This window comes from Labrenzia sp. 5N (assembly GCF_012395805.1).
Lineage (GTDB): Bacteria > Pseudomonadota > Alphaproteobacteria > Rhizobiales > Stappiaceae > Roseibium > Roseibium algicola.
This window is the reverse complement of the sequence record NZ_JAAZTM010000003.1, coordinates 39,829-59,955: the sequence shown is the minus strand read 5'-3', so window position 1 is coordinate 59,955 and position 20,127 is coordinate 39,829. Positions and strand designations below refer to the sequence as shown.

At 59.4% G+C, this 20,127-nt stretch carries 22 protein-coding genes; 12 read left to right on the top strand and 10 right to left on the bottom strand.

Going from position 1 to position 20,127, the window contains the following annotated elements:
• Window positions 1-48 precede the first annotated feature (48 nt).
• Window positions 49-1,395 (top strand): aminomethyl-transferring glycine dehydrogenase subunit GcvPA, encoded by a 1,347-nt coding sequence (gene gcvPA / locus HEP89_RS02865; RefSeq protein ID WP_055657839.1) that lies wholly within the window; start codon window positions 49-51, stop codon window positions 1,393-1,395.
• A complete protein-coding gene (gcvPB, locus tag HEP89_RS02860) occupies window positions 1,392-2,984 on the top strand; it encodes an aminomethyl-transferring glycine dehydrogenase subunit GcvPB (protein WP_152504577.1) in 1,593 nt (530 codons plus the stop codon). Before gcvPA ends, gcvPB begins: the two co-directional genes overlap by 4 nt.
• A 64-nt stretch (window positions 2,985-3,048) precedes the next feature.
• On the opposite strand, the gene HEP89_RS02855 is transcribed toward gcvPB, so the two are convergent.
• The gene (locus HEP89_RS02855) at window positions 3,049-3,864 is read right to left on the bottom strand and encodes a methyltransferase domain-containing protein (RefSeq protein ID WP_168691298.1); all 816 of its coding nucleotides are present in this window, start codon (window positions 3,862-3,864) and stop codon (window positions 3,049-3,051) included.
• Window positions 3,865-4,060: 196 nt separating this feature from the next.
• Between HEP89_RS02855 and HEP89_RS02850 the strand changes: the two genes are divergently transcribed.
• Together HEP89_RS02850 and HEP89_RS02845 are read left to right on the top strand one after the other, a co-directional pair.
• Window positions 4,061-4,528, top strand: a complete 468-nt coding sequence (locus tag HEP89_RS02850; RefSeq protein WP_152508322.1) for a MarR family winged helix-turn-helix transcriptional regulator — start codon at window positions 4,061-4,063, stop codon at window positions 4,526-4,528.
• 22 nt (window positions 4,529-4,550) lie between these two features.
• A complete protein-coding gene (locus HEP89_RS02845) occupies window positions 4,551-5,195 on the top strand; it encodes a cysteine hydrolase (protein WP_168691297.1) in 645 nt (214 codons plus the stop codon).
• 42 nt (window positions 5,196-5,237) lie between these two features.
• Here the strand turns inward: HEP89_RS02845 and HEP89_RS02840 are convergent, their stop codons facing one another.
• Window positions 5,238-5,942 (bottom strand): glutathione S-transferase family protein, encoded by a 705-nt coding sequence (locus HEP89_RS02840; protein WP_168691296.1) that lies wholly within the window; start codon window positions 5,940-5,942, stop codon window positions 5,238-5,240.
• 95 nt (window positions 5,943-6,037) lie between these two features.
• Here HEP89_RS02840 and HEP89_RS02835 point away from each other — a divergent pair, with 95 nt between their 5' ends.
• From HEP89_RS02835 to tyrS, 3 genes are all read left to right on the top strand, one after another.
• Window positions 6,038-6,481 (top strand): MarR family winged helix-turn-helix transcriptional regulator, encoded by a 444-nt coding sequence (locus HEP89_RS02835; RefSeq protein ID WP_168691295.1) that lies wholly within the window; start codon window positions 6,038-6,040, stop codon window positions 6,479-6,481.
• Window positions 6,482-6,578: 97 nt separating this feature from the next.
• Window positions 6,579-7,163, top strand: coding sequence for a hemerythrin domain-containing protein (locus tag HEP89_RS02830; protein ID WP_168691294.1), 585 nt, complete (start codon window positions 6,579-6,581; stop codon window positions 7,161-7,163).
• Between the two features lie 328 nt (window positions 7,164-7,491).
• Window positions 7,492-8,769 (top strand): tyrosine--tRNA ligase, encoded by a 1,278-nt coding sequence (tyrS, locus tag HEP89_RS02825; protein WP_023001993.1) that lies wholly within the window; start codon window positions 7,492-7,494, stop codon window positions 8,767-8,769.
• 6 nt (window positions 8,770-8,775) lie between these two features.
• Here tyrS and HEP89_RS02820 read toward each other — a convergent pair whose 3' ends face one another.
• The 4 genes from HEP89_RS02820 to HEP89_RS02805 form a co-directional block, all read right to left on the bottom strand.
• A complete protein-coding gene (locus tag HEP89_RS02820; RefSeq protein WP_168691293.1) occupies window positions 8,776-9,336 on the bottom strand; it encodes a DUF4166 domain-containing protein in 561 nt (186 codons plus the stop codon).
• Between the two features lie 612 nt (window positions 9,337-9,948).
• A complete protein-coding gene (locus tag HEP89_RS02815; RefSeq protein WP_075282280.1) occupies window positions 9,949-10,164 on the bottom strand; it encodes a 4-oxalocrotonate tautomerase family protein in 216 nt (71 codons plus the stop codon).
• Between the two features lies 1 nt (window position 10,165).
• Entirely contained in the window at window positions 10,166-10,552 is a 387-nt protein-coding gene (locus tag HEP89_RS02810) for a nuclear transport factor 2 family protein (RefSeq protein WP_077290719.1), read from the bottom strand.
• A complete protein-coding gene (locus HEP89_RS02805) occupies window positions 10,549-11,163 on the bottom strand; it encodes a glutathione binding-like protein (RefSeq protein WP_077290718.1) in 615 nt (204 codons plus the stop codon). The genes HEP89_RS02810 and HEP89_RS02805 overlap by 4 nt, the downstream gene beginning before the upstream one ends.
• Window positions 11,164-11,331: 168 nt before the next feature.
• Here HEP89_RS02805 and HEP89_RS02800 point away from each other — a divergent pair, with 168 nt between their 5' ends.
• Window positions 11,332-11,694, top strand: a complete 363-nt coding sequence (locus HEP89_RS02800) for a helix-turn-helix domain-containing protein (protein ID WP_228148064.1) — start codon at window positions 11,332-11,334, stop codon at window positions 11,692-11,694.
• Window positions 11,695-11,716: 22 nt separating this feature from the next.
• Window positions 11,717-12,439, top strand: coding sequence for an alpha/beta fold hydrolase (locus HEP89_RS02795; RefSeq protein ID WP_077290717.1), 723 nt, complete (start codon window positions 11,717-11,719; stop codon window positions 12,437-12,439).
• 108 nt (window positions 12,440-12,547) lie between these two features.
• Here HEP89_RS02795 and adh read toward each other — a convergent pair whose 3' ends face one another.
• Together adh and HEP89_RS02785 are read right to left on the bottom strand one after the other, a co-directional pair.
• Window positions 12,548-14,068, bottom strand: a complete 1,521-nt coding sequence (gene adh / locus HEP89_RS02790) for an aldehyde dehydrogenase (RefSeq protein ID WP_023001986.1) — start codon at window positions 14,066-14,068, stop codon at window positions 12,548-12,550.
• Window positions 14,069-14,241: 173 nt separating this feature from the next.
• Window positions 14,242-15,186, bottom strand: a complete 945-nt coding sequence (locus HEP89_RS02785; protein WP_023001985.1) for a helix-turn-helix domain-containing protein — start codon at window positions 15,184-15,186, stop codon at window positions 14,242-14,244.
• 107 nt (window positions 15,187-15,293) lie between these two features.
• On the opposite strand from HEP89_RS02785, the gene HEP89_RS02780 reads away from it, so the two are divergent.
• From HEP89_RS02780 to HEP89_RS02770, 3 genes are all read left to right on the top strand, one after another.
• Window positions 15,294-15,479 (top strand): hypothetical protein, encoded by a 186-nt coding sequence (locus HEP89_RS02780; protein ID WP_168691292.1) that lies wholly within the window; start codon window positions 15,294-15,296, stop codon window positions 15,477-15,479.
• A 132-nt stretch (window positions 15,480-15,611) separates the two neighbouring features.
• Complete coding sequence (locus tag HEP89_RS02775) at window positions 15,612-16,196, top strand: heme NO-binding domain-containing protein (RefSeq protein ID WP_168691291.1); 585 nt, start codon at window positions 15,612-15,614, stop codon at window positions 16,194-16,196.
• Window positions 16,193-17,998 (top strand): EAL domain-containing protein, encoded by a 1,806-nt coding sequence (locus tag HEP89_RS02770; RefSeq protein ID WP_168691290.1) that lies wholly within the window; start codon window positions 16,193-16,195, stop codon window positions 17,996-17,998. The genes HEP89_RS02775 and HEP89_RS02770 overlap by 4 nt, the downstream gene beginning before the upstream one ends.
• A 109-nt stretch (window positions 17,999-18,107) precedes the next feature.
• Here the strand turns inward: HEP89_RS02770 and HEP89_RS02765 are convergent, their stop codons facing one another.
• Together HEP89_RS02765 and HEP89_RS02760 are read right to left on the bottom strand one after the other, a co-directional pair.
• Window positions 18,108-19,247 (bottom strand): site-specific DNA-methyltransferase, encoded by a 1,140-nt coding sequence (locus tag HEP89_RS02765; RefSeq protein WP_023001982.1) that lies wholly within the window; start codon window positions 19,245-19,247, stop codon window positions 18,108-18,110.
• Window positions 19,248-19,378: 131 nt separating this feature from the next.
• Window positions 19,379-20,065 (bottom strand): DNA-3-methyladenine glycosylase I, encoded by a 687-nt coding sequence (locus HEP89_RS02760; protein WP_168686173.1) that lies wholly within the window; start codon window positions 20,063-20,065, stop codon window positions 19,379-19,381.
• Between the last annotated feature and the right edge of the window lie 62 nt (window positions 20,066-20,127).

Sequence of the window (20,127 nt, the reverse complement as noted above, 5' to 3'; positions counted from 1 at the left end):
AAGGTTTTCACCGGTCCGATTTTTGATCAAACCCTTGGGAGCTGCCTGATGCGCTACCTGCCTTTGAACGATACCGACCGCAGCGACATGCTCGCGCGGGTCGGCGTCAAATCCGTCGATGAACTCTTTGCGGATATCCCTGAAGACGTTCGCATGAAGGGGCTGCTCGACCTTCCCAAACGAGCCAGCGAAATGGAAGTGGAGCGCAAGCTCTCGGCCATGGCATCGAAGAATACTGCGGCCGGCTCCGTTCCGTTCTTCGTCGGCGCAGGTGCCTACAAGCACCATGTGCCGGCAACGGTCGACCACCTGATCCAGCGGTCGGAGTTCCTGACCTCCTATACGCCCTATCAGCCGGAAATCACGCAAGGTACGCTTCAGTACCTGTTCGAGTTCCAGACCCAGGTAGCGCGTCTTACCGCAATGGATGTCGCCAACGCGTCCATGTATGACGGCTCCACCGGCACCGGTGAAGCCGTGCTGATGGCGCACCGGGTGACCAAGCGCAACAAGGCCGTGCTTTCCGGCGGGCTGCATCCGCAGTACCGGGAAGTCGTCGAAGGCCTGTCCAACATGGCCGGCGATCGGGTCGTCAGCCTCCCGGCAGACCCGACGGGCACCGAAGACATCCTGTCACAGATCGATGACGAGACGTCTTGCGTTGTCGTCCAGTCGCCGTCGTTCTATGGCCAGCTGATCGACCTGAAGCCGATTGCCGAAAAGGCGCACCAGCACAAGGCGCTGCTGATCGCGGTCTTCACCGAAGTGGTGTCGCTCGGCCTGATCGAACCGCCGGGAACACAAGGTGCGGATATCGTGGTCGGTGAAGGCCAGTCCATCGGCAACGGCCTCAATTTCGGTGGTCCTTATGTCGGTCTCTTCGCCACCCGCCAGCAATATGTCCGCCAGATGCCGGGCCGGCTCTGCGGTGAGACGGTGGACGCGGAAGGCAAGCGCGGTTTCGTGCTGACGCTGTCGACCCGCGAACAGCATATCCGCCGCGACAAGGCAACGTCGAATATCTGCACCAACTCAGGTCTCTGCTGCCTTGCCTTCACCATTCACATGTCGCTTCTGGGGCAGGCCGGGTTGACCAAACTCGCCCGCATCAACCACGGCAACGCGGTGAAGCTGAAGAAGCTTCTTGCCGGCGTGCCCGGTGTCGAGGTTCTGAACTCGGCCTATTTCAACGAGTTCACGATTGCGCTGCCGAAGGTGGCCGAGGATGTGGTCGAGCAACTGGCCGAACGGGGCGTTCTCGCAGGCCTGCCGGTTTCTCGACTGGAGCCGGGCAACAAGGATCTCGCGAACCTGTTGGTCGTCGCGTCGACCGAAGTCAATACGGATGAAGACCGCGCGGCCTTTGCGGACGCGCTGAAGGAGGTGCTGGCATGAGCATGAACACGCAAGGCCGCCCGACCGCAGCAGGTGATGCCGGGGATGCTTTCCGCCCGAAGACTTTCACCGGCAACCGTGGTCTCGATATGGAAGAGCCGCTGATTTTCGAATTCGGCTCGCTGGAAACAACCGGAGTCGATCTCGACGAGAACGAAAGCGCCGAGTTCGAGCTTGGCAGCTTCAAGCGCAAGGCCGAGATCGGTCTGCCTGGCCTCGCCGAACCGGAAGCCATGCGCCACTATGTGCGCCTGTCGCGGAACAACTATGCCATCGACAGCGGTCTCTATCCGCTCGGCTCGTGCACCATGAAGCACAATCCGCGCCTCAACGAGAAGATGGCCCGTCTGCCGGGCTTCGCGGACATCCATCCGCTTCAGCCGGTCTCCTCGGTGCCCGGCGCACTGGAACTGATCGATGCGCTTGCCCACTGGCTGATGGTGTCCACCAACACCTCCGCCGTCGCAATGAGCCCGAAAGCCGGTGCCCATGGCGAATTGTGCGGCATGATGGCGATCAAGGCAGCCCACACCGCTGCCGGCCGTGATCCGAAGATCGTTCTGGTGCCGGAAAGCGCTCATGGCACCAACCCGGCAACGGCAGCGCTCTTGGGTTACAAGGTCGTCAACATCGATGCCAAGGACGACGGGACCGTCGATCTGGAGGCACTGAAGAAGACCATTGCCGAACACGAAGGCAACATCGCCGGCATCATGCTGACCAACCCGAACACCTGCGGGCTGTTCGAACGGGAAGTGAAGCAGATCGCCGATCTGATTCACAAGGCGGATGCCTATTTCTACTGCGATGGCGCCAACTTCAACGCCATCGTCGGCAAGGCCCGCCCGGGGGATCTTGGTGTCGACGCCATGCATATCAACCTGCACAAGACCTTCTCGACGCCTCACGGCGGCGGTGGCCCGGGTTCCGGTCCGGTCGTCCTGTCCCAGAGACTGGCTCCATTCGCGCCGCTGCCGTTCATCCGCAAGACGGAAAAAGGTGTAGAACTGGTCGAAACCGAAGCTGCCACCAAGGACGGCGAGCAGCCGTTCGGCCGCATGACCGCGTTCCACGGCCAGATGGGCATGTACGTGCGGGCTCTGTCCTACATGATGAGCCACGGCTCCGACGGTCTGCGGCAGGCGTCTGAAGATGCGGTGCTGAATGCGAACTATATTCGCGTCGGCCTGCAGGACCTGATGAGCCTGCCCTTTGGCGAGCGCCCGTGCATGCACGAAGTACTGTTCGACGACAGCTTCCTGAAGGACACCGGCGTGACCACGCTCGACTTCGCCAAGGCGATGATCGACGAGGGCTACCATCCGATGACCATGTACTTCCCACTGGTTGTCCATGGCGCGATGCTGATCGAGCCGACGGAATCGGAAAGCCGGGCTGCGCTCGATCTTTTTGTCGCCACCATGCGCGATCTCGTGATGAGCGCAAAGCGCGGCGAAACGGAACGCTTCTCCGGTGCACCGTATCTTGCCCCGCGACGCCGTCTGGACGAAACGGGTGCAGCTCGCAAGCCGGTCCTGAAATGGACCGAGCCGGCTCCGGCCGAAGTGACCCCGGCTGCTGCCGAGTAGCACGTGGACGAATTTTCAAGGATGAAAACCCCGGCTTCGGCCGGGGTTTTTAGTTTCCTGTCGCTCAGGTGTGCGCTGTCACCACGTTGGAGACGTGAGGAAACCGGATTGCCTTGCCGTCAAAACAGGGGCCCAGTTCTTTCAGGAAATCATTGAAGCAGGCGTTCCTGTCCTCTTCGGATAGCCGGGAGAGCTTGTCTCCGGTGTGCATGCCGCCCATGGCTCCGGCGGCATACACACGGCCATCCGGGTGATGAAGCGTCAGTGAAACTGTCTCCAGTTGGATATCCAGAAGCCCGGCTTCTTCAAAGTTCGATCGTATTTCTTCAGGGTCGGAGAGTTGGCAGATCGCACGAACGGCTGCCCCCGCCTCTGCGCCGACGTGTTTTTCCAATGCGGTTGCCTGCGCCATCAGCAGAGGATTTTCGGACAGACCGCGGGAAACGCAGAAGGCGACGCGGCCCCCGGGTGCCAGAACGCGGTGAAGTTCGCGCAGGGCTCCGACACTATCGGGGAAGAACTGCAAAGCCTGCTGACAGTAAGCAAGGTCAAAGCCGCCATCAGGGAACGGCAGATCGCCTGCGGTTGCCTCGAACCATTCTGCGTCTATCCCGTTTACGCTGGCCTTTTCGGCCGCAACGGCCAGCATTCCCGCACTCATGTCCACGCCGGCCAGCCTCGCAAATCCGTTCCCAAGGCTCGCGACTTCACGGATTACCGCACCGGTGCCGCACGCAAGGTCCAGGATCCGGTCTCCGTTTTGGGGTGGTTGCCGTTGGAGCAGCTCTTGTGCCCAAGGCTGAAAGATCACCGGCACCATGACACTGTCGTATCGCTCGGCAAATGTTCCGTTTCGGGGGACGCCTTCCTGATTGCTCATGGTTCGCTCCAGACTACGAACGGGACCGGCAGTATAGCTCCAAACCCTCGCCAAGGCACGGAACCTGGTTTTCACCGGGATCGAAACGTCTGGCTTGGAGCCTTCGGTTCCAGGGTGATGACACACAGGGACGTTCAAAAATCTTATTGACAATATAAATGTCAAAATGACATATAAATTGTCAAATGAGGTGCCCATGAAGAAATCCGTCGAGCTTTATGAAATCATCCGCCTGATACGCCCCGTGCACCGCCGGCTTGCGCGGGCGGTGGAGGCCAAGCTGGAGGGAACCGGCGTGACCGTCGGTATGCGAGCGGTCATGGAAGTGCTGGAGGAGGCCGGGCCGATGGCGGTACCCGAGATCGGCCGGGCGCTGTTTCTTGCCCGCCAGCAGATCCAGCTGCTGATGAACGCTCTGGAAGAGCAGGGACTGGTCGAGCGCCGGGCCAATCCGGCGCACAAGCGATCACCACTGTTTGCCTTGAATGAAGCGGGGCACGACCGGTTCGGCGAAATCCGGGCACGGGAGACTGACGAAATCGAGACAGTCTGCGAGCTCTTCTCGGACGACGATCTGCGTTCCACGCAGCGGGTGCTCTGCACCATGCTTGATCATTTTGCCGCGTTCGAGGACGACCCGGATCGGCCCAAGGCACTGGAATAATTTCACGAACAGGAGAGGTCACATGACCGGTATCTGGATTGCGGCCGGGCTCTGTGCCGCAGGCGTAGTCGCCTATATCGTTTATTGCCTGCGGCGGCTGGGAACACCGACAAAGGGCGCAAGTATCGACAGGTCAATGCGGCCGGGCACAGCTCTGGTGGTGATCGACGTGCAGGAGGACTTCACCAGGAACACCGGCAAACACGCTTTTGACCCAGGCCAGAGAGACGCCTCGCTTGCCGAAATAGGACGCCAGGTGGAAGCGCACCGGATGGCAGGCCACCAGGTCGCTTTCGTCAAGAATGTCTTCCGCGACTGGCCGGTGATCGCGGCCATGAAGATGTCGGCGGGCGGTATCGGCACACCGGGGCGAGCCGGTTTGAAGCTCGACCGAACACTTGCTGTCGGCAATGCTCCGGTCTTTGAGAAGTCGATCGGTGACAGTTTCTCCAGTCCGCAATTTGAAGCCTGGCTTGAGGAAAAGCGGATCGGGCGGCTGGTCCTGGTTGGGCTTGATGCCTGTCACTGCGTTCAGCTGACCGCAAAAGGTGCGTTGAACCGGGGCTATGACGTCGAAATCAGGGATCCGGCGACACTAACCACGACGCCGGACAGATGGACGGACCTCAAAGGCGAGTTGGGCAAACTCGGCGCAGCCTTCGCCTGAAGCGGGCGCAGTCGGAGCCATGTCCGGCTGCGCTTGAAGGCCTCAGAGTGCGACCAGGAGTGATCGCTCCCGGCTGCGCAAGTCGAGAAGTTGGGAGATCCAGCTATTTCGGTTTTGCAGAAAGGCGGTCAAAAGCGCTGGATAGTCCGCAGTAACTGCTTCTTGAACCGATGTACGGGCCGCAAGCTTGCTACGCCACGCAAGAACCCGGTCGAGGTCGTCAAACATTTCAAGCGTCAAGAACGTCTCAAAGACATCGAAATAGCGGAACACCGGGGCGAAAGCCGCATCGACGAGCGAAAAGGCTCTTCCGGCGAAGAAGGGACCGTCCGGATCAAGTTCACCTTCCAGATGACGGAACTTTGCACGAAGTGCTTCACCCGTAACATAAAATCCGGTGTCGTCCCTGGCGTTGTAGAGCGTGCCGATGCCGTTCAGGATCTGCGAGGCGAATTCGATATATGCCCGGTGCCGCGCGCGTTCGGAAGGGTCCTCCGGGTGCAGCCGGCTCCCTTCTGTCTCGTCCAGGAATTCGACGATCGGGGCGGATTCGAAGAGATAGCGATCACCACCCAGTTTCAGCAGCGGCACCTTGCCGAGTGGTGAGGCCGCGCGGAACCAGTCCGGTTTGTCGGCAAGGTCGATGGTAACCCGGTCAAACGCAACATTCTTTTCAAGAAGGACGATCGCCGCGCGCTGCACGTAAGGGCAAAGCGCATGGCTGATCAGGGTAAGTGTGTCGGGCATCCGGAAACTCCTTTTCATGCATCTGCATCAAGATGGATGCATATGCATGAAAAATCAAGATTGATGCAATTGCATAAATTTTCTATTTCTTGGCCATGAGCAATTCCGCCGAAACCGTCCCCCAGGCCATCGACGCCTGGGCCCGTCTGCAGCGTGCAAGCGGCAACGTGCTGGCACGGGTCGAGGCACGCCTGAAGGCGGCCGGATTCCCACCTCTCGGCTGGTACGATGTGCTGCTGGAATTAAGCCGGGCAGAGGACAAAACTCTGCGTCCGGTCGAAATCGAAAAGCGGATGCTGCTGGCTCAGTACAATGTTTCGCGCCTGCTCGACCGGCTGGCGGCTGCGGGCTACATCGAAAAGCTGAAGAGCCCGGAAGACGGCAGAGGTGTCTCGGTGCGTCTGACCCAGGAAGGGGAGACACTCTTGAAGGCCATGTGGCCGTGTTACCGGGCAGCGGTGGAAACCGAATTCACAAGGCATCTGGAGCCGGGGGACACCGAAGCGCTCTGGAAGGTGCTGGGCAAACTGGTGCGGTGACGTCTGTTCCCGGGGAGTGAACACACTGTTTCCGCATGACAGGCCAAAACATGCGTATAAGGTCGGCAAACCTTCTCTCTGACCGGACCTGAAACCCATGACCAACACCACCAATCTGGATGAACGGACCGGACTTCCGCAGGAGTGGCTGTTCCTTCTGAAAGACCATCCGCGCGAAGACTGGCCGGGTCACCGGAACCTCGGCCCACTGACCGAATTCTGGCTCGCACGGCATAATGGCTTCCGTCAGCTCGGTGCTGACCTGGATACGATCCTGACCGACTTCCGCGAACAACGGCTCCCGGTAAACCGTTTCGGCAACCTCTTTGCACCGCGTCTGCAACAGTTTCTCAGTGAGCTGCATCACCACCACATGATCGAGGATGAGCACTATTTCCCGGTGTTCATGGAAGCCGAAAAGCGCCTGGTGGATGGCTTCGAGCTGCTGGAGGGCGACCACGAACTGATTCATCATCGCATTGAGGCGGTGATCAAGAGCGCCAACAAGCTGTTCGGGCAATTGCAGACGAAAGACCGCGATGCCATCCGCCGCGCGGCCGACAGTTTCGCCGGTGTCAGCGACACCCTGATCTCCGGCCTGATGCGCCATCTGGATGACGAGGAAGACCTGATCGTTCCGGTTATCCTGGATCGCGGCGAACGGAAACTCGGGTTGTCGTAACGCGGCCAGTCGTGCAGAAGCGCTCGCCTGTCGCACAGGGGAAGGTGGGATTTCTTGACCGCGCGCAGCCTTGAGGCATGCCGGTTACACTTGCCGGGGTCTGGAACGTCACGAACACAACAGGCTTGACTCTTTTCCCGCCCTAACGCATTTAAGCTGGCATGACCAAGATGAGCGCATCCTTCGTGTATTTTTATTACGTCACCGACATACCGGCGGCTGCGTAGGATCTTGTTCACCCCATAGACACCTCAAAAGCCGCCGCGTCAGGCGGCTTTTTGGTTTCTAGAGACCCGAGCTTCCTGGCGGGGGAACCAGGAAGCGAAAAATGACTAGACATATGATCGAAGCCGGCAAACCGGCGACAAAACTCAAATCGGAAGCACTTGCCGTGCTTCTGGAACGTGGTCTTGTGCACCAATGCACGGATATCGAGGCGCTCGACCAGACGCTGTCACAAGGGCCGATCACCGCATACGCCGGGTTCGATGCCACGGCGGCAAGTCTTCATGTCGGCCATCTGATGCCGTTGATGACCATGCGTTGGCTGCAGAAGCTCGGCCATCGTCCCATCGTCGTGCTTGGCGGTGGCACAAGTCAGATCGGCGATCCGAGTTTCCGCAAGGATGCCCGGCCGATGCTGGAAGAACGTCAGATCGCAGCCAACATCGCGAGCATACGACGATCCGTTGAGCGTCTCGTGGATATGAACGGCGAAGATGGGGCTTTGCTGGTCGACAATGCGGAATGGCTCAATGAATTCCGCTTCCTGGAATTCCTCCGCGACTATGGCTCCCAGTTCACCGTCAACCGCATGATGACCTTCGACAGCGTCAAGTCGCGCCTCGATGCTCAGATGCCGCTGACGGTTCTGGAGTTCTGCTACATGATGCTGCAGGCCGTTGATTTTCTGGAGTTGGCAAAGCGTCATGACTGTGCGCTACAGGTCGGTGGATCCGATCAATGGGGCAACATCGTCAATGGTGTGGAACTCGGCCGCCGTGATGGCCGCAAGTTGCACGGCCTCACTGTTCCCCTGCTGACCACCGCCAGCGGTGCGAAGATGGGCAAGACGGCCGCGGGTGCCGTGTGGCTGCACCCCGAACACCTGTCGCCCTTCGGCTTCTGGCAGTTCTGGCGCAACACCGCCGATGCCGACGTCGCCAAGTGCCTGCGCCTTTTTACCGAGCTGCCGATGAGCGAAATCGAACGACTTGCGGCGCTGGAAGGGGCGGAGCTGAACGAAGCCAAGAAGATCCTGGCAACCCAGGTGACGGCAATCGTTCATGGCCCGGAAGAAGCGCGCGGCGCCTTGCAGCAAGGCGATGCCCTGTTTTCGGGCGAAGGCGAGATCCTGGAACCGACCCACAGTCTGCCGCTGAAAATTCTGGCAGACGGTCTCGGCCTTCTGGAGCTTGTGGTCGCGGTTGGCTTCGCAGCATCCAACGGCGAAGCACGGCGGCTCGTGGAAGGTGGAGGCGTTCGCCTCAACAACCAGATCGTCGACGACGCGCGCCGCCGCATTGCCACCGGCGATCTTCAGGCCAACGACCGTTTGTCGATTTCTGTCGGCAAACGCCGCAAGGCCCTGGTCGGCTTCGAGTGAGGCCGGTCAGACGGCTTTTGCATCATCGATCAGAACGGTCGGCTCCAGCCGGCCGTTGTAGCCGAAGACCTTCCCGATCAGCGGGAAGGTCACCTCTACGGTGAAACTGTACCTTCCATCGACAACACGCTCGCGGCCGACCGCTCTCGGAGCAAGGCGCAGCGGCAGCGGAAGCGGTCCAAGCGAAACGTCTGCCGGGGTGATGTCGATGCCCTTGTCACTTGCCGTTACCCGCATCTTGAACAGGAACGGTCCAAGGCGCTCGAGCATGCAGGGATACGCTTCGCCAGTACCTGCCATCATGTCGGTCTGGAACGGCTGCCCGTCAAACCGCCGGGTCCAGCGCTCTCCACCCTCGATAGGTTCAAAGCTGGTCTCGACCGGAACGCCCATCTGTGCTTTCGGCAACTTCGCCAGCCGGCAGATCAGTCTTGCGCCCCACGAGCTTCCCCGGGTGACATCCGCGGTTCCCCGCGCCACCCGCGCGAAGCTGTGCATCCGCCGGATTTCTGCCGGAACCTTGTCGAACTCGGGGCCGAGGATGGTTTGATAAAGCGTGCGGGGCATGTGAGAACTGTTTTGATGTCGATGTGTCTTCTCAGACAGACCATTCTCGCGTCGATTGGACAACAGCAAAAACTCTTTGCACTTGTTTGGTGACGTCCAGATGAGCACCATTCAGCCTCCTCATCATCCCTCTCCACTTCCTCCGTCATGCCATGGCTCGACCATGGCATCCATGCCGTTCCCCATCCGCCAATCGAGGCGTCTGGCTGAGGCACGGTCATGGCATGGATTGCAGGGTCGAGCCCTGCAATGACGGGGGAGGTTGAGGAGGCAGTAAGAGGTCTAGTTCTTTGGGGGGTGTTGCCCTATGTGCGGACGCCCCGCTGCGCCCGGAGGACTTGCCCACAACACGCTGTCCAAACCGCCCAATCCTCCACTTCCTCCGTCATGCCATGGCCCGACCATGGCATTCATTCCGTTCCCCATCCGCCAATTGAGGCTTCTGGTTGAGGCAAGGTCACGGCATGGATTGCAGGGTCGAGCCCTGCAATGACGAGTGTTTGGGACGAACGAATCCAGGGCTTGCCGGACAGTGGAGAGGACTTGAAAGAGGAAAGTGCAACTCGGCCACAAAGAAAGAAGCCGGGATTGCCCCGGCTTCCATTTGACCGTTCAGCTCTGTTTTTCCAGCTGCCTTGCCCGGTATTCTTCCACCGGCAGGCCGCCGACGCCCCAGTTCTCAAGGTCCACTTCCTCGATCACCACGAAGGTGGTTGCCGGGTTCTTGTCGAGAACGTCAACCAGTAGGTCCGTCGCGCCTTTGATAAGCCTGGCTTTCTGCTCCGCCGTCACCCCTTCACGGGTCACCTGGATATTCACGTAAGGCATGTCAGGCCACTCCTTCGTTGCGTGGTCGAATTTCGAAGATTTTCGCCATGATTTGCCAGCGGCCTTCGTCCCGCACGAAGGTCAGGAAATCGGTGAAATCGTTGTTGCCGATCGAACAGCGAACTCTGGCAAAGGCCGTGTTCTCACCGGCGAACTGGATCTCGTCGATGACATCGCGGCGCTCCTCACCCCGGGACGCCGGCGACTGGCGGGCGGCGACGACCGGTACATATTCGGCCATCGTGCGATAGAGCAGGGGTGTCTCGTCCGCCGTGGCGTAGATTGCCTTCTCGTGAAACACCTGCTGCAGCAGGTCGGTATCGCAGTGATAAAGCGCGTCGAAATAGTTGGATATGACCTTTTCCAGCGCAGCCAAGGCACTGCTCATGCCGCCAGGCCTTCTTCCTGTAGGGTCTTCAGGGTGGCCGGGCGAGCACGGATGCGCTCAACATAGGCTGCCATCTTCGGCCAGTCGCCAAGGGATACGCCGATGAAGTTCGTCCAGTTCAAGATGACAAAGGCATAGGCGTCGGCAACGGAGAAGGTATCTCCCAAAAGATAGTCGCCGCCCTTGGCCAGCAAGGCGTCGAACTGGCCGAGCTTGGTATTCAGCTTTGCTTGGTTTTCAGCTGCTTCTGCTTCAGAAAATTCCTTGCCGGAAAAGAACGGGCTGAACCCTTTGTGAAGCTCTGAGGACAGGAAGCTGAGCAATTCCAGCACGCGGAACCGGTCGAGCGGCTTGCCTGCTGTATCCGTCGCAAAGTTCGGGTACTGCTCGCCAAGCCAATGCAGGATGGCAACGTTTTCCGTCAGAACGTCACCGTTCTCAAACCGAAGCGCCGGCACGTAGCCGCGCGGATTGGTCTGCGCGTATGTTGCGCCGGTCTCCGTCAAACCCTCGGTCGTATCGACTTTTTCGAGACTGTAGGTGGCTCCGGCTTCGTTGAGCAGGAGATGAGCAGCCATGGAACAGGCACCGGGTTTGTAGAACAGTTTCATCGATTGGCTCCTTGGTTTGTATCGATGCCCGGAAGGTGTCTTTTGAAGTCACCATTGACAAGTAGGTTTCTATTGGTAACTTGCATTATCGAGTTACCGGGCAGAAACCTGATGGTTCCCGCGTGACCTTGGACCCTTGAAGATCGTGTGGTGCCCATGGCCTTGAAAATGCGCAAGAATCTGAGCCCGAAACCGCCGACCCCTTGCAGTCTGACCCAGTGCATGCAGGTGATTTCCGGAGCCTGGGCACCCAACGTCATCTGGAGCCTGCGGGCAGGTCCCCGCCGCTTTAACGAGCTGAAGGCGGATATTCCCCCTGTGTCCGGCAAGGTACTGTCACAGCGCCTTTCAGAGTTGGAAGGCCGCGGCGTGCTGTTGCGCCATGTCCGCCCGACATCGCCACCTTCCGTTGAATATGAGCTGACGGATCTTGGCCAGGATCTGATTCCGGCACTGGAAGCCATTGTCGAAGTCGGGCACAAACTGAAGGTACGGCGCGATTTCCAGATGGCGGCCGAAGCCGCCGAATAGGCGGTGAAGCGGGGAGGGGCTCATGAAACAGCAGACTTTCGTTTGCGTCCATGGTGTCTGGCATGGCGGCTGGTGCTGGTCGCGTCTGGCAAACATCCTGCGGGCACGTGGGCATCGGGTGACCGCACCAACGCAGACGGGCCTCGGCGAGCGCTCGCATCTGCTTTCGCCGGACATCACGATCCGGACCTTCGTGGAAGATATCGTCCGGCATTTACAGTTCGAGGACCTGGCGGACGTCATTCTAGTCGGCCACAGCTTTGGCGGCATTCCGATCACCGGGGTTGCAGACCTCGTGCCTGAGCGGATTGCCGGTCTGATCTATCTCGACGCGATCATGCTGGAAAGCGGAGAGACCTGGTTCGATCTTCTGCCGCAAGATCTTGCCGAAGACCGCAGGAAGCTGGCGGAAACCAGCAGCGGCGGCCTGTCACTGCCGCCAGCCCCGCCGGAAAGTTTTGGCATCACGAAGCCGGACGACGTTGCCTTTTTGAAACCGCGCCTGACACCGCACCCGTTCCGAACCTTCACCACGGCACTGGACCTGAAGCACCCGGTCGGAAACGGTCTTCCAGCCCATTACATCGAATGTACTGACCCGCCGTATCCGCCGGCAAAAGTCGCGCTGGCCCGGGCACAGGCCAAGGGATGGCCGGTCTCTCGGATCGCGACAGGCCACGATGCCATGGTGAGCGAGCCTGAGGCGCTTGCAGATCTGCTGGAAGAGATTGCAGAAGAACTTTGACGATGAACAGGCTGCCGTTCCCGGAGCTTCAACGGAAAACGGGGCAGCCTTCTTTCGAAGACTGCCCCGCATCACTGCCAGGACAAGATCGGGTAACGCCGGCAGTCTTTAGAAGAACCCGAGTTTGTTCGGGTTGTAGCTGACCAGCATGTTCTTGGTCTGCTGATAGTGATCCAGCATCATCTTGTGGGTCTCACGGCCGATGCCGGACTGCTTGTAGCCACCAAAGGCCGCATGGGCCGGGTAGGCGTGATAGTTGTTCACCCATACGCGGCCTGCCTCGATGGCGCGGCCGAACCGGTAGCAGCGGTTGGCATCACGCGACCACACGCCGGCGCCGAGGCCGTACATGGTGTCGTTTGCAATCGCCAGGGCTTCTTCTTCGGTCTTGAACGTGGTGACGGACACCACCGGGCCGAAGATTTCCTCCTGGAAGACCCGCATCTTGTTGTGGCCTTTCAGGATGGTCGGCTGAACGTAGAAGCCGCCGGAAAGGTCGCCGTCGAACTTCGCTTCCGCGCCGCCGCACAGCACTTGTGCACCTTCCTCGACCCCGATGGTCAGATAGGACAGGATCTTGTCCTGCTGCTCGCGGCTGGCCTGGGCACCGACCATGGTCTCGATGGCGCGCGGGTCACCCTGCTTGATGGCTTTCACACGTGCGATCGCCCGTTCAATGAAGGCTTCGTAGATGTCTTCCTGGATCAGGGCCCGGCTCGGACAGGTGCAGACTTCACCCTGGTTGAAGGCGAACAGAACAAAGCCCTCGATGGCCTTGTCGAGGAACGCATCGTCTTCGCTCATGACGTCGGAAAAGAAGATGTTCGGCGACTTGCCGCCCAGTTCCAGCGTCACCGGAATGAGGTTCTCGGTTGCGTACTGCATGATCATCCGGCCGGTTTCGGTCGACCCGGTAAAGGCGATCTTGGCGATGCGATTTGACTTGGCGAGCGGGGCGCCAACCTCTGCACCAAAGCCATTGACGATGTTGAGAACGCCATCCGGCAACAGACCGCCGATGAGCTCCGCCAGCACCATGATTGCCGCCGGGGTCTGCTCGGCCGGTTTCAAAACGACGCAGTTGCCGGCGGCAAGCGCCGGAGCCAGTTTCCAGGCAGCCATCAGAATGGAGAAGTTCCAGGGAATGATCTGCCCGACAACGCCGAGCGGCTCATGGAAGTGGTAAGCAATGGTGTCGGCATCGATCTCCGACATGGAGCCTTCCTGGCCGCGCAGAACGCCTGCGAAATAGCGGAAGTGATCGACGGAAAGCGGAATATCGGCTGCCGTGGTTTCGCGGATCGGCTTGCCGTTGTCCCAGGTTTCTGCCTTGGCCAGAATGTCGAGATTCTGCTCCATCACATCGGCGATTTTCAGCAGAATATTGGCACGCTCTGCTGCCGGGGTCCGGCCCCAGGCTTCCTTGGCCGCATGGGCCGCATCAAGCGCCAGGTCAACGTCTGCGGCATCGGAACGGGCGACTTCGCAAACGGTGGCGCCGGAAATCGGCGTGATGTTGTTGAAATACCGTCCGTTCACAGGCGCAACGAATTTGCCGCCGATATAGTTGTCGTAGCGGGACTTGAACGGAGACGTCGTGTCGACGGAAAAACTGGGCATCTGATTCATCTGGGTTCCTCCACAAGATCGGCGGTCAGGCAACCGAAGCTGCGACGGGCCGAAGGTCCCGGTCCTCCACCGGGAATGGGTGGACTGTGCCGGAGGAACTTGCGCAGTGGTAGGAGGGGGCAGATGCCTGTGTCCGGCATGTGTCTCAGTTCTGAGACAGGTCAGCCGGGATATCAGTCTATGTTCAGCCGTTTCATTCGCCGGTAAAGGGTTGCCCGGCCGATGCCGAGCGCGCGCGCGGCTTCGGAAACGTTGCCGCCGGCCCGCGCCAGTGCACGAATGACGGCAGCCCTTTCGGCCTTCTCAAAGCCGCTGGGGCCATCCTCGCGGCCAAGCAGATCGGAAGCGGGCAGGGGTTTCAGAGGGCCGCTTGCACCAAGCCCAAAGGCCTTCCTGGCAGCGCGCGTTGCCCCGAGAACGATGTCGTCGGCGTCGACGGCAAGCAGCATTGCGGTATCGGTGGTTTCCCCGTCGGCGACGATGATACGGGCGGCAGGAAAAGCGGCGCGGAAGGTTTCGATCTCGATCTGTCTTGCAGTCTGCGAGACCATTGCTGCGATCAGCCGGTTGAAGGTTTCCGTCTGGTCGGAACGGGCAGAAGACACATCGAGTGCACCGGCCAGCCTGCCGTCCGGACCATAGATAGGCGCGTCCATGCAGCTCATGCCGACATTGCGAGCCAGGAAATGTTCCTGCCGATGGACGATCAGATTGCGTTCCTCGGCAAGGCAGGTGCCGATGCCGTTTGTTCCGACGGCGGCTTCGCTCCAGTCGGTGCCCTGGCTGAGACCCCAGTCCTGAAAGATGTCCGCATCGGCGCTCATGCAACGCTGGTCAAGCACAACCCCCTCCGCGTCGGTCAGAAGAACCGTGCAGCCGGACTGACCGACCAGGCCGAATAACTGGTCCAGTTTCGGCGTGGCGATTTTCAGGAAGGCACCTGTCTCTTCCCGCCGCCGGTAAAGCTGGTCGTCCCCCATGCGCTGGGGCGCCTTGTGGGCGGCAGGGTCTAGGCCGTGCTTGTCGATCGATCTGCGCCACGAGGCTGCAATCCGGGACAGCGCAGGCGCCGATCCCGATTGCACGGTTCGCAGAACTGTCTCGACATGGTCCTTCATTGATGCGACCGCCGGCCTCGGGTCTTCCGGCCGTTTGCGCCGGTTTCAAACCGTCGGATCGTTCCTCCCATGAACGCTCGATTGATCGCGGAGGATGGAGGGATTGCATGGCGATTGCAAGCCGTCTGTCCGGCAAGGGGCCGAACCGAAGGCGCGGCCGAGCCGGACACGAAGGTTTGCATTGCCTTTCCGGTACCTCAAACGATGCGCCTTCTTCCGGCAAGAGTTTCAGGTATTCATTGTTGTTTTTCTCAATGGGTTATTTGGAAAAAAAAGAAACGTTGGGTAATTAAGTCGGAAAATTCGCGCGGAAGTGGTGGTTGTTTGTCAGTAACGGCAGTTAAAAACAGACATATTTCTGGAACTGATTAATGCTGACGTAAGCAAAGTCGTATACTCACAATGCTAACTCTGGAGGAGTCTGCATGTATGGAATGGTGAACGAAGGCATTCGCACCTTCATTCTGGACAACCACGGACCCGAGGCCTGGCAAAGCATTTGCGAAACCGCGGGCCTGGAGGAACTCGAATTTGAAAGAATGTCGAGTTATGATGATGCCATCACCAACAAGCTCGTCGGTGCCATCTGCAGCTTTACCGGCCTGCCTGCATCGGACGTCCTGAGCATCTTCGGAAAATACTGGGTCGAATACGCAGGCGCCTCGCATTTCGGCAATCTGATGCGCCTTGCCGGCAATTCCTTCATCGAGCAGTTGAAGGGGCTCGATGACATGCACGACCGGATCCTGCTGTCGATGCCACATCTGAAGCCGCCGTCCTTCGAGGTCGACCAGAAGGACGATGGATCCTGCATTCTGCACTACTATTCCGATCGTGACGGACTGGCGCCGATGGTCGTCGGACTTCTGCATGGTCTCGCCAAGGAGACCGGTGAGAGCATCGAGGTCAACCAGGTCGCGGTGAAATCGGAACAGGCGGATCACGACATCTTTGAAATCCGGATCCTCGACACTGCACGCAAGCCCATGAGAACCGAGGCCGGAATTTGACAGCATCCAAACTCGATCTGACCTGCAAGGCCATCGACATGCTTTTTCCCATGCATGTTGTTCTGGACAATTGCGGCCGGATCAGTGGACTGGGCCCGACCCTTGAACGGATCCTCGGGCCGGAAGCGTCGGGAGCAAACTTGTTCGACGTCTTCACGGTTGAGCGGCCGCGTAACGTCAGATCCATGGCTTGTGTTCGCGAAAGGCTCGGCACGAAACTGGTCCTTTCCGCATGTCCGCAGGATGGTGAGCCTATACAGTTTCGCGGTTTCGCCCTTGCTGCTGCGGACGAGGACACGGTGTTTCTGGACCTGTCCTTCGGTCTTCACCTGTCACAGGTCGTCGAGCGTTTCGGGTTGACGGAAACCGACTTCAAACCGAACGACTTCTCCATCGATCTCTTCTACTCCTTCGAAGCGCAGCGCACGCTTCTGGAGGACAGCCAGAAGATGGCAACCGCATTGAAGGCGGCGAAGATCGAAGCGGAAAAGAAGGCCTCACAGGATCCGCTGACGGAGATTGCCAACAGAGGGGCACTGCACCGGCGTCTGGAAAAGGCGTTGCAGCTGCCCGACACCGGGCACGTGTTTGCGCTCCTTCACATCGACCTCGACGAATTCAAGTCGGTCAACGACAACTTCGGTCATACCGCGGGCGACATGATCCTGATGCAGACGGCCGAGGCGTTGTCGGCAATATGCGGTCCGAACGATCTTCCTGCACGGCTTGGCGGTGATGAGTTTGCCCTGTTTCTGGCTGAGCCTCCGGACAAGGAAAGCCTCTATGCCATGGCGCTGCGCCTCTTGAATGCGATCGCCATGCCGATCCGCTACAACGGGCACAGCTGCCAGGTCAGCGCGAGTATAGGCGTGGTCCTGTTTCATCCGGGCGAAGTGCAGAACGCCGACAGGCTGATCGCGAATTCCGATATCGCGCTTTACGATGCCAAGGTCACCCGGTCGTCCGTCAAATTGCTGTCAAAGGAGATGATCCGGCGGCACGAGGAGACGAGCAGGTTGGTCTCACAGATCGAAGAAGGTCTGAAACGCAGCCAGTTCGTTCCCTATTTTCAGCCGCAGATCGATATCGTCACGGGTCGGGTGTGCGGCCTGGAGGTGGTCGCGCGCTGGGAGACGGCAGAACAAGGGGTGTTGCCACCGGCCCGTTTCCTGGAAACGGCGACCAGGGCAAACATCATGTCCGAAATCGACCGGCAGGTGCGGTGCAAGGCGTTCACCCATTTTGCTGCCTGGAAATCCGCCGGCAGGGACATAGGCAAGCTCTCGTTGAACGTGACGGCATCGAACCTCAGGTCGGTGGAGTTTGTCGCGATCTTGCATGCCGAACTTGCCGCCGCGGGTTTGAAGCCCGGGGACATTCAGCTGGAACTGCTGGAATCGATCCTTTTCGATCAGTCGGATCAGGAGCTGATTGCCCAGTGCCGTAACCTGGAACAGGCAGGTTTCGCCCTGGCCCTCGATGACTTCGGCACCGGACATTCCTCCATCGCAACCTTGATCGAAACACCGGTCGCGACGCTTAAGATCGACCGCTCGTTCGTTTCCGGGCTCGACAGGAACCCGAAGATGCAGAGAATTGCCGGCGCCATGCTGGCAATGGCCAAGAACATGGGGTTGGACGTTCTGGCGGAAGGCGTTGAAACCCGCGAGGAACTGGAGTTCCTGAAAAACTGTGGCTGCCGTCTATTCCAGGGTTTCTACTTTTCGCCGCCAATCGGTGCCGACGAGATCCTGCGATGGCTGGATGTCTGGGCGCCGGACGTGAAATACAAGAGCGCCTGATGGAGATACCGCTCTCCGTGCTCCATAAAGAAAACCCCGTCTCCTTTTCTGGGAAACGGGGCTAAGTCGATCTCGCGGGGAACGCGAAGTCTCTCTTTGGAGTGCCTGCTTATGCCTGCAGGCGGGATCTGATTTCCTTGCGGAGATCGTCGATTGGCGACGTCTTGCCGCCCTCGTTGATGTGCCAGAAGGTCCAGCCGTTGCAGGCCTCCTGACCCTGTACCAGAGCACCGACCTTGTGGATCGAGCCGGTATGATCACCGGACTTGAGCGAGCCGTCGGCGCGCACGATGGCAAGATGCTTGCCTTTCGGGCAGCTGAGTTCCGTCCCCGGCTGCAGCAGACCGCTTTCCAGAAGCGTGCCGAACGGGATGCGCTTCAGCGCCCGCTTGCCCTGCTGCATTTCCAGCGATGCGGCGTCGCCAGGCTCGATGGCCTCGATACGAGCCGTGGCCGCGTCGATATAGTCCTGCTCACGCTCCACGCCGACATAGTGGCGGCCAAGTTTCTTGGCGACAGCCCCGGTGGTGCCGGTCCCGAAGAACGGGTCGAGCACGACATCACCCGGTTTGGAGGAGGCCGTCAGAACCCGGTAGAGCAGAGCTTCCGGTTTCTGGGTCGGATGCACCTTCTGCCCGTCCTTGCCCTTCAGCCTCTCGGTGCCGGTACACAGCGGCAGGTGCCAGTCGGAGCGCATCTGAAGATCCTCGTTGAAGGTCTTCAGCGCATCGTAGTTGAAGGTCGGCTTCGCATCTTTCGACTTCACCGCCCAGATCATGGTCTCGTGGGCATTGGTGAACCGTTTGCCGCGGAAGTTCGGCATCGGGTTGGACTTCAGCCAGACGATGTCATTCATGATCCAGAAGCCGAGATCCTGCAGGATCGCGCCGACGCGGAAGATGTTGTGATACGAACCGATCACATACAGCGAGCCATCCGCCTTCATCACCCGCCGGACGGCCAGAAGCCAGGCCCGGGTGAAAGCGTCATAGGCTTCGAAACTTTCGAACTGGTCCCAATGGTCGTCACAGGCATCCACCTTTGACTGATCCGGCCTGTGCAGATCGCCACCCAACTGAAGGTTGTAGGGCGGGTCCGCGAAGACCAGGTCAACAGACCGGGACGGCAGTTTCTCAAGGGCGGCAACGCAGTCGCCCTTCAGGATCGTGTTCAGCCAGGAAGCACCAGCTTCCGGTTCATTTGATAGGCGGGGTGCCGCGAAGGACACCCCGGTACGCAGTACACTCATTGCGACGCAATACCTCACGCAATTTCGAGTGTCATGGTTACCGGGTTTGGTAAATCAGCAGTTAAGCTGATGGAACAAAAATTCCCTTTGAATCAAGGCTTTGTTTACAATCGTAAAAGCTGAATGAGAAGTTAATGACTTGTCCCGACCGAAAAGGCCAGAATTCTGCTGATTTCGTTCAGGGGACGACCGGAAGTTGCTTTCCATTCGTTAAAGGCGGCTTGAATCGCGGTGAGATTTTTTTTCGACATCGCGTCCTTCTCGATGACATTTTCGCGGATCAGGGCGTTAACCACATCGCCGGAGAGGACGAAACTTTCCTTGCCCATGAAGCGCAAGGCGATTTGCCCTGTGTTGCCACCAAGCCGGCTGCCGCGCTTCTTGAGCAGCTCCATCAGGCCGATCTGGTCGTCGACGGGATAATGCGCGAAAAAACCGGCTGCGCTGCCGTGTTCGGTCGCTAGGTCCTTGAGGAAAATCGCGTTTTCCTGAACAGATCGGATCTTGGCACCATTACGGACGATGCGTTTGTCGCCGAGCAGCGCTTCAAAGGCCTCGTCAGGGAGAAAGGCGAGGCGGGGAACGTCGAACCCCTCGAAGGCTTCCTCGAAACCCGGCCACTTCTGGTCGATCACCTTCCAGCTGAAACCGGCCTGGAACACGCACTTGGTGAACATGGCCAGCCAGCGATCGTCTCCGACCTTCTCCAGCTCTTCCGCAGTCCTGGGCGCATTATGCTCTGCCAAAAGAGCGTTGAGTGCTGCCGGTCCGCCTTTCTTCTCCGCGGCCAGTGCTTCTATTTCTTCAAAGGAACGCATGCGGGTCTCCGTCTCGCTGCAGACGCCGTTCCCCCTGCCCCCCTCCTCAGGATGAGGGAGGA

Coding starts and splice junctions, on each gene's coding strand:
- gcvPA (WP_055657839.1), top strand. CDS start 49: ATGCGCTACCTGCCTTTGAACGATACCGACCGCAGCGACATGCTCGCG.
- gcvPB (WP_152504577.1), top strand. CDS start 1,392: ATGAGCATGAACACGCAAGGCCGCCCGACCGCAGCAGGTGATGCCGGG.
- HEP89_RS02855 (WP_168691298.1), bottom strand. CDS start 3,864: ATGAGCAATCAGGAAGGCGTCCCCCGAAACGGAACATTTGCCGAGCGA.
- HEP89_RS02850 (WP_152508322.1), top strand. CDS start 4,061: ATGAAGAAATCCGTCGAGCTTTATGAAATCATCCGCCTGATACGCCCC.
- HEP89_RS02845 (WP_168691297.1), top strand. CDS start 4,551: ATGACCGGTATCTGGATTGCGGCCGGGCTCTGTGCCGCAGGCGTAGTC.
- HEP89_RS02840 (WP_168691296.1), bottom strand. CDS start 5,942: ATGCCCGACACACTTACCCTGATCAGCCATGCGCTTTGCCCTTACGTG.
- HEP89_RS02835 (WP_168691295.1), top strand. CDS start 6,038: ATGAGCAATTCCGCCGAAACCGTCCCCCAGGCCATCGACGCCTGGGCC.
- HEP89_RS02830 (WP_168691294.1), top strand. CDS start 6,579: ATGACCAACACCACCAATCTGGATGAACGGACCGGACTTCCGCAGGAG.
- tyrS (WP_023001993.1), top strand. CDS start 7,492: ATGACTAGACATATGATCGAAGCCGGCAAACCGGCGACAAAACTCAAA.
- HEP89_RS02820 (WP_168691293.1), bottom strand. CDS start 9,336: ATGCCCCGCACGCTTTATCAAACCATCCTCGGCCCCGAGTTCGACAAG.
- HEP89_RS02815 (WP_075282280.1), bottom strand. CDS start 10,164: ATGCCTTACGTGAATATCCAGGTGACCCGTGAAGGGGTGACGGCGGAG.
- HEP89_RS02810 (WP_077290719.1), bottom strand. CDS start 10,552: ATGAGCAGTGCCTTGGCTGCGCTGGAAAAGGTCATATCCAACTATTTC.
- HEP89_RS02805 (WP_077290718.1), bottom strand. CDS start 11,163: ATGAAACTGTTCTACAAACCCGGTGCCTGTTCCATGGCTGCTCATCTC.
- HEP89_RS02800 (WP_228148064.1), top strand. CDS start 11,332: ATGCGCAAGAATCTGAGCCCGAAACCGCCGACCCCTTGCAGTCTGACC.
- HEP89_RS02795 (WP_077290717.1), top strand. CDS start 11,717: ATGAAACAGCAGACTTTCGTTTGCGTCCATGGTGTCTGGCATGGCGGC.
- adh (WP_023001986.1), bottom strand. CDS start 14,068: ATGAATCAGATGCCCAGTTTTTCCGTCGACACGACGTCTCCGTTCAAG.
- HEP89_RS02785 (WP_023001985.1), bottom strand. CDS start 15,186: ATGAAGGACCATGTCGAGACAGTTCTGCGAACCGTGCAATCGGGATCG.
- HEP89_RS02780 (WP_168691292.1), top strand. CDS start 15,294: ATGGCGATTGCAAGCCGTCTGTCCGGCAAGGGGCCGAACCGAAGGCGC.
- HEP89_RS02775 (WP_168691291.1), top strand. CDS start 15,612: ATGTATGGAATGGTGAACGAAGGCATTCGCACCTTCATTCTGGACAAC.
- HEP89_RS02765 (WP_023001982.1), bottom strand. CDS start 19,247: ATGAGTGTACTGCGTACCGGGGTGTCCTTCGCGGCACCCCGCCTATCA.
- HEP89_RS02760 (WP_168686173.1), bottom strand. CDS start 20,065: ATGCGTTCCTTTGAAGAAATAGAAGCACTGGCCGCGGAGAAGAAAGGC.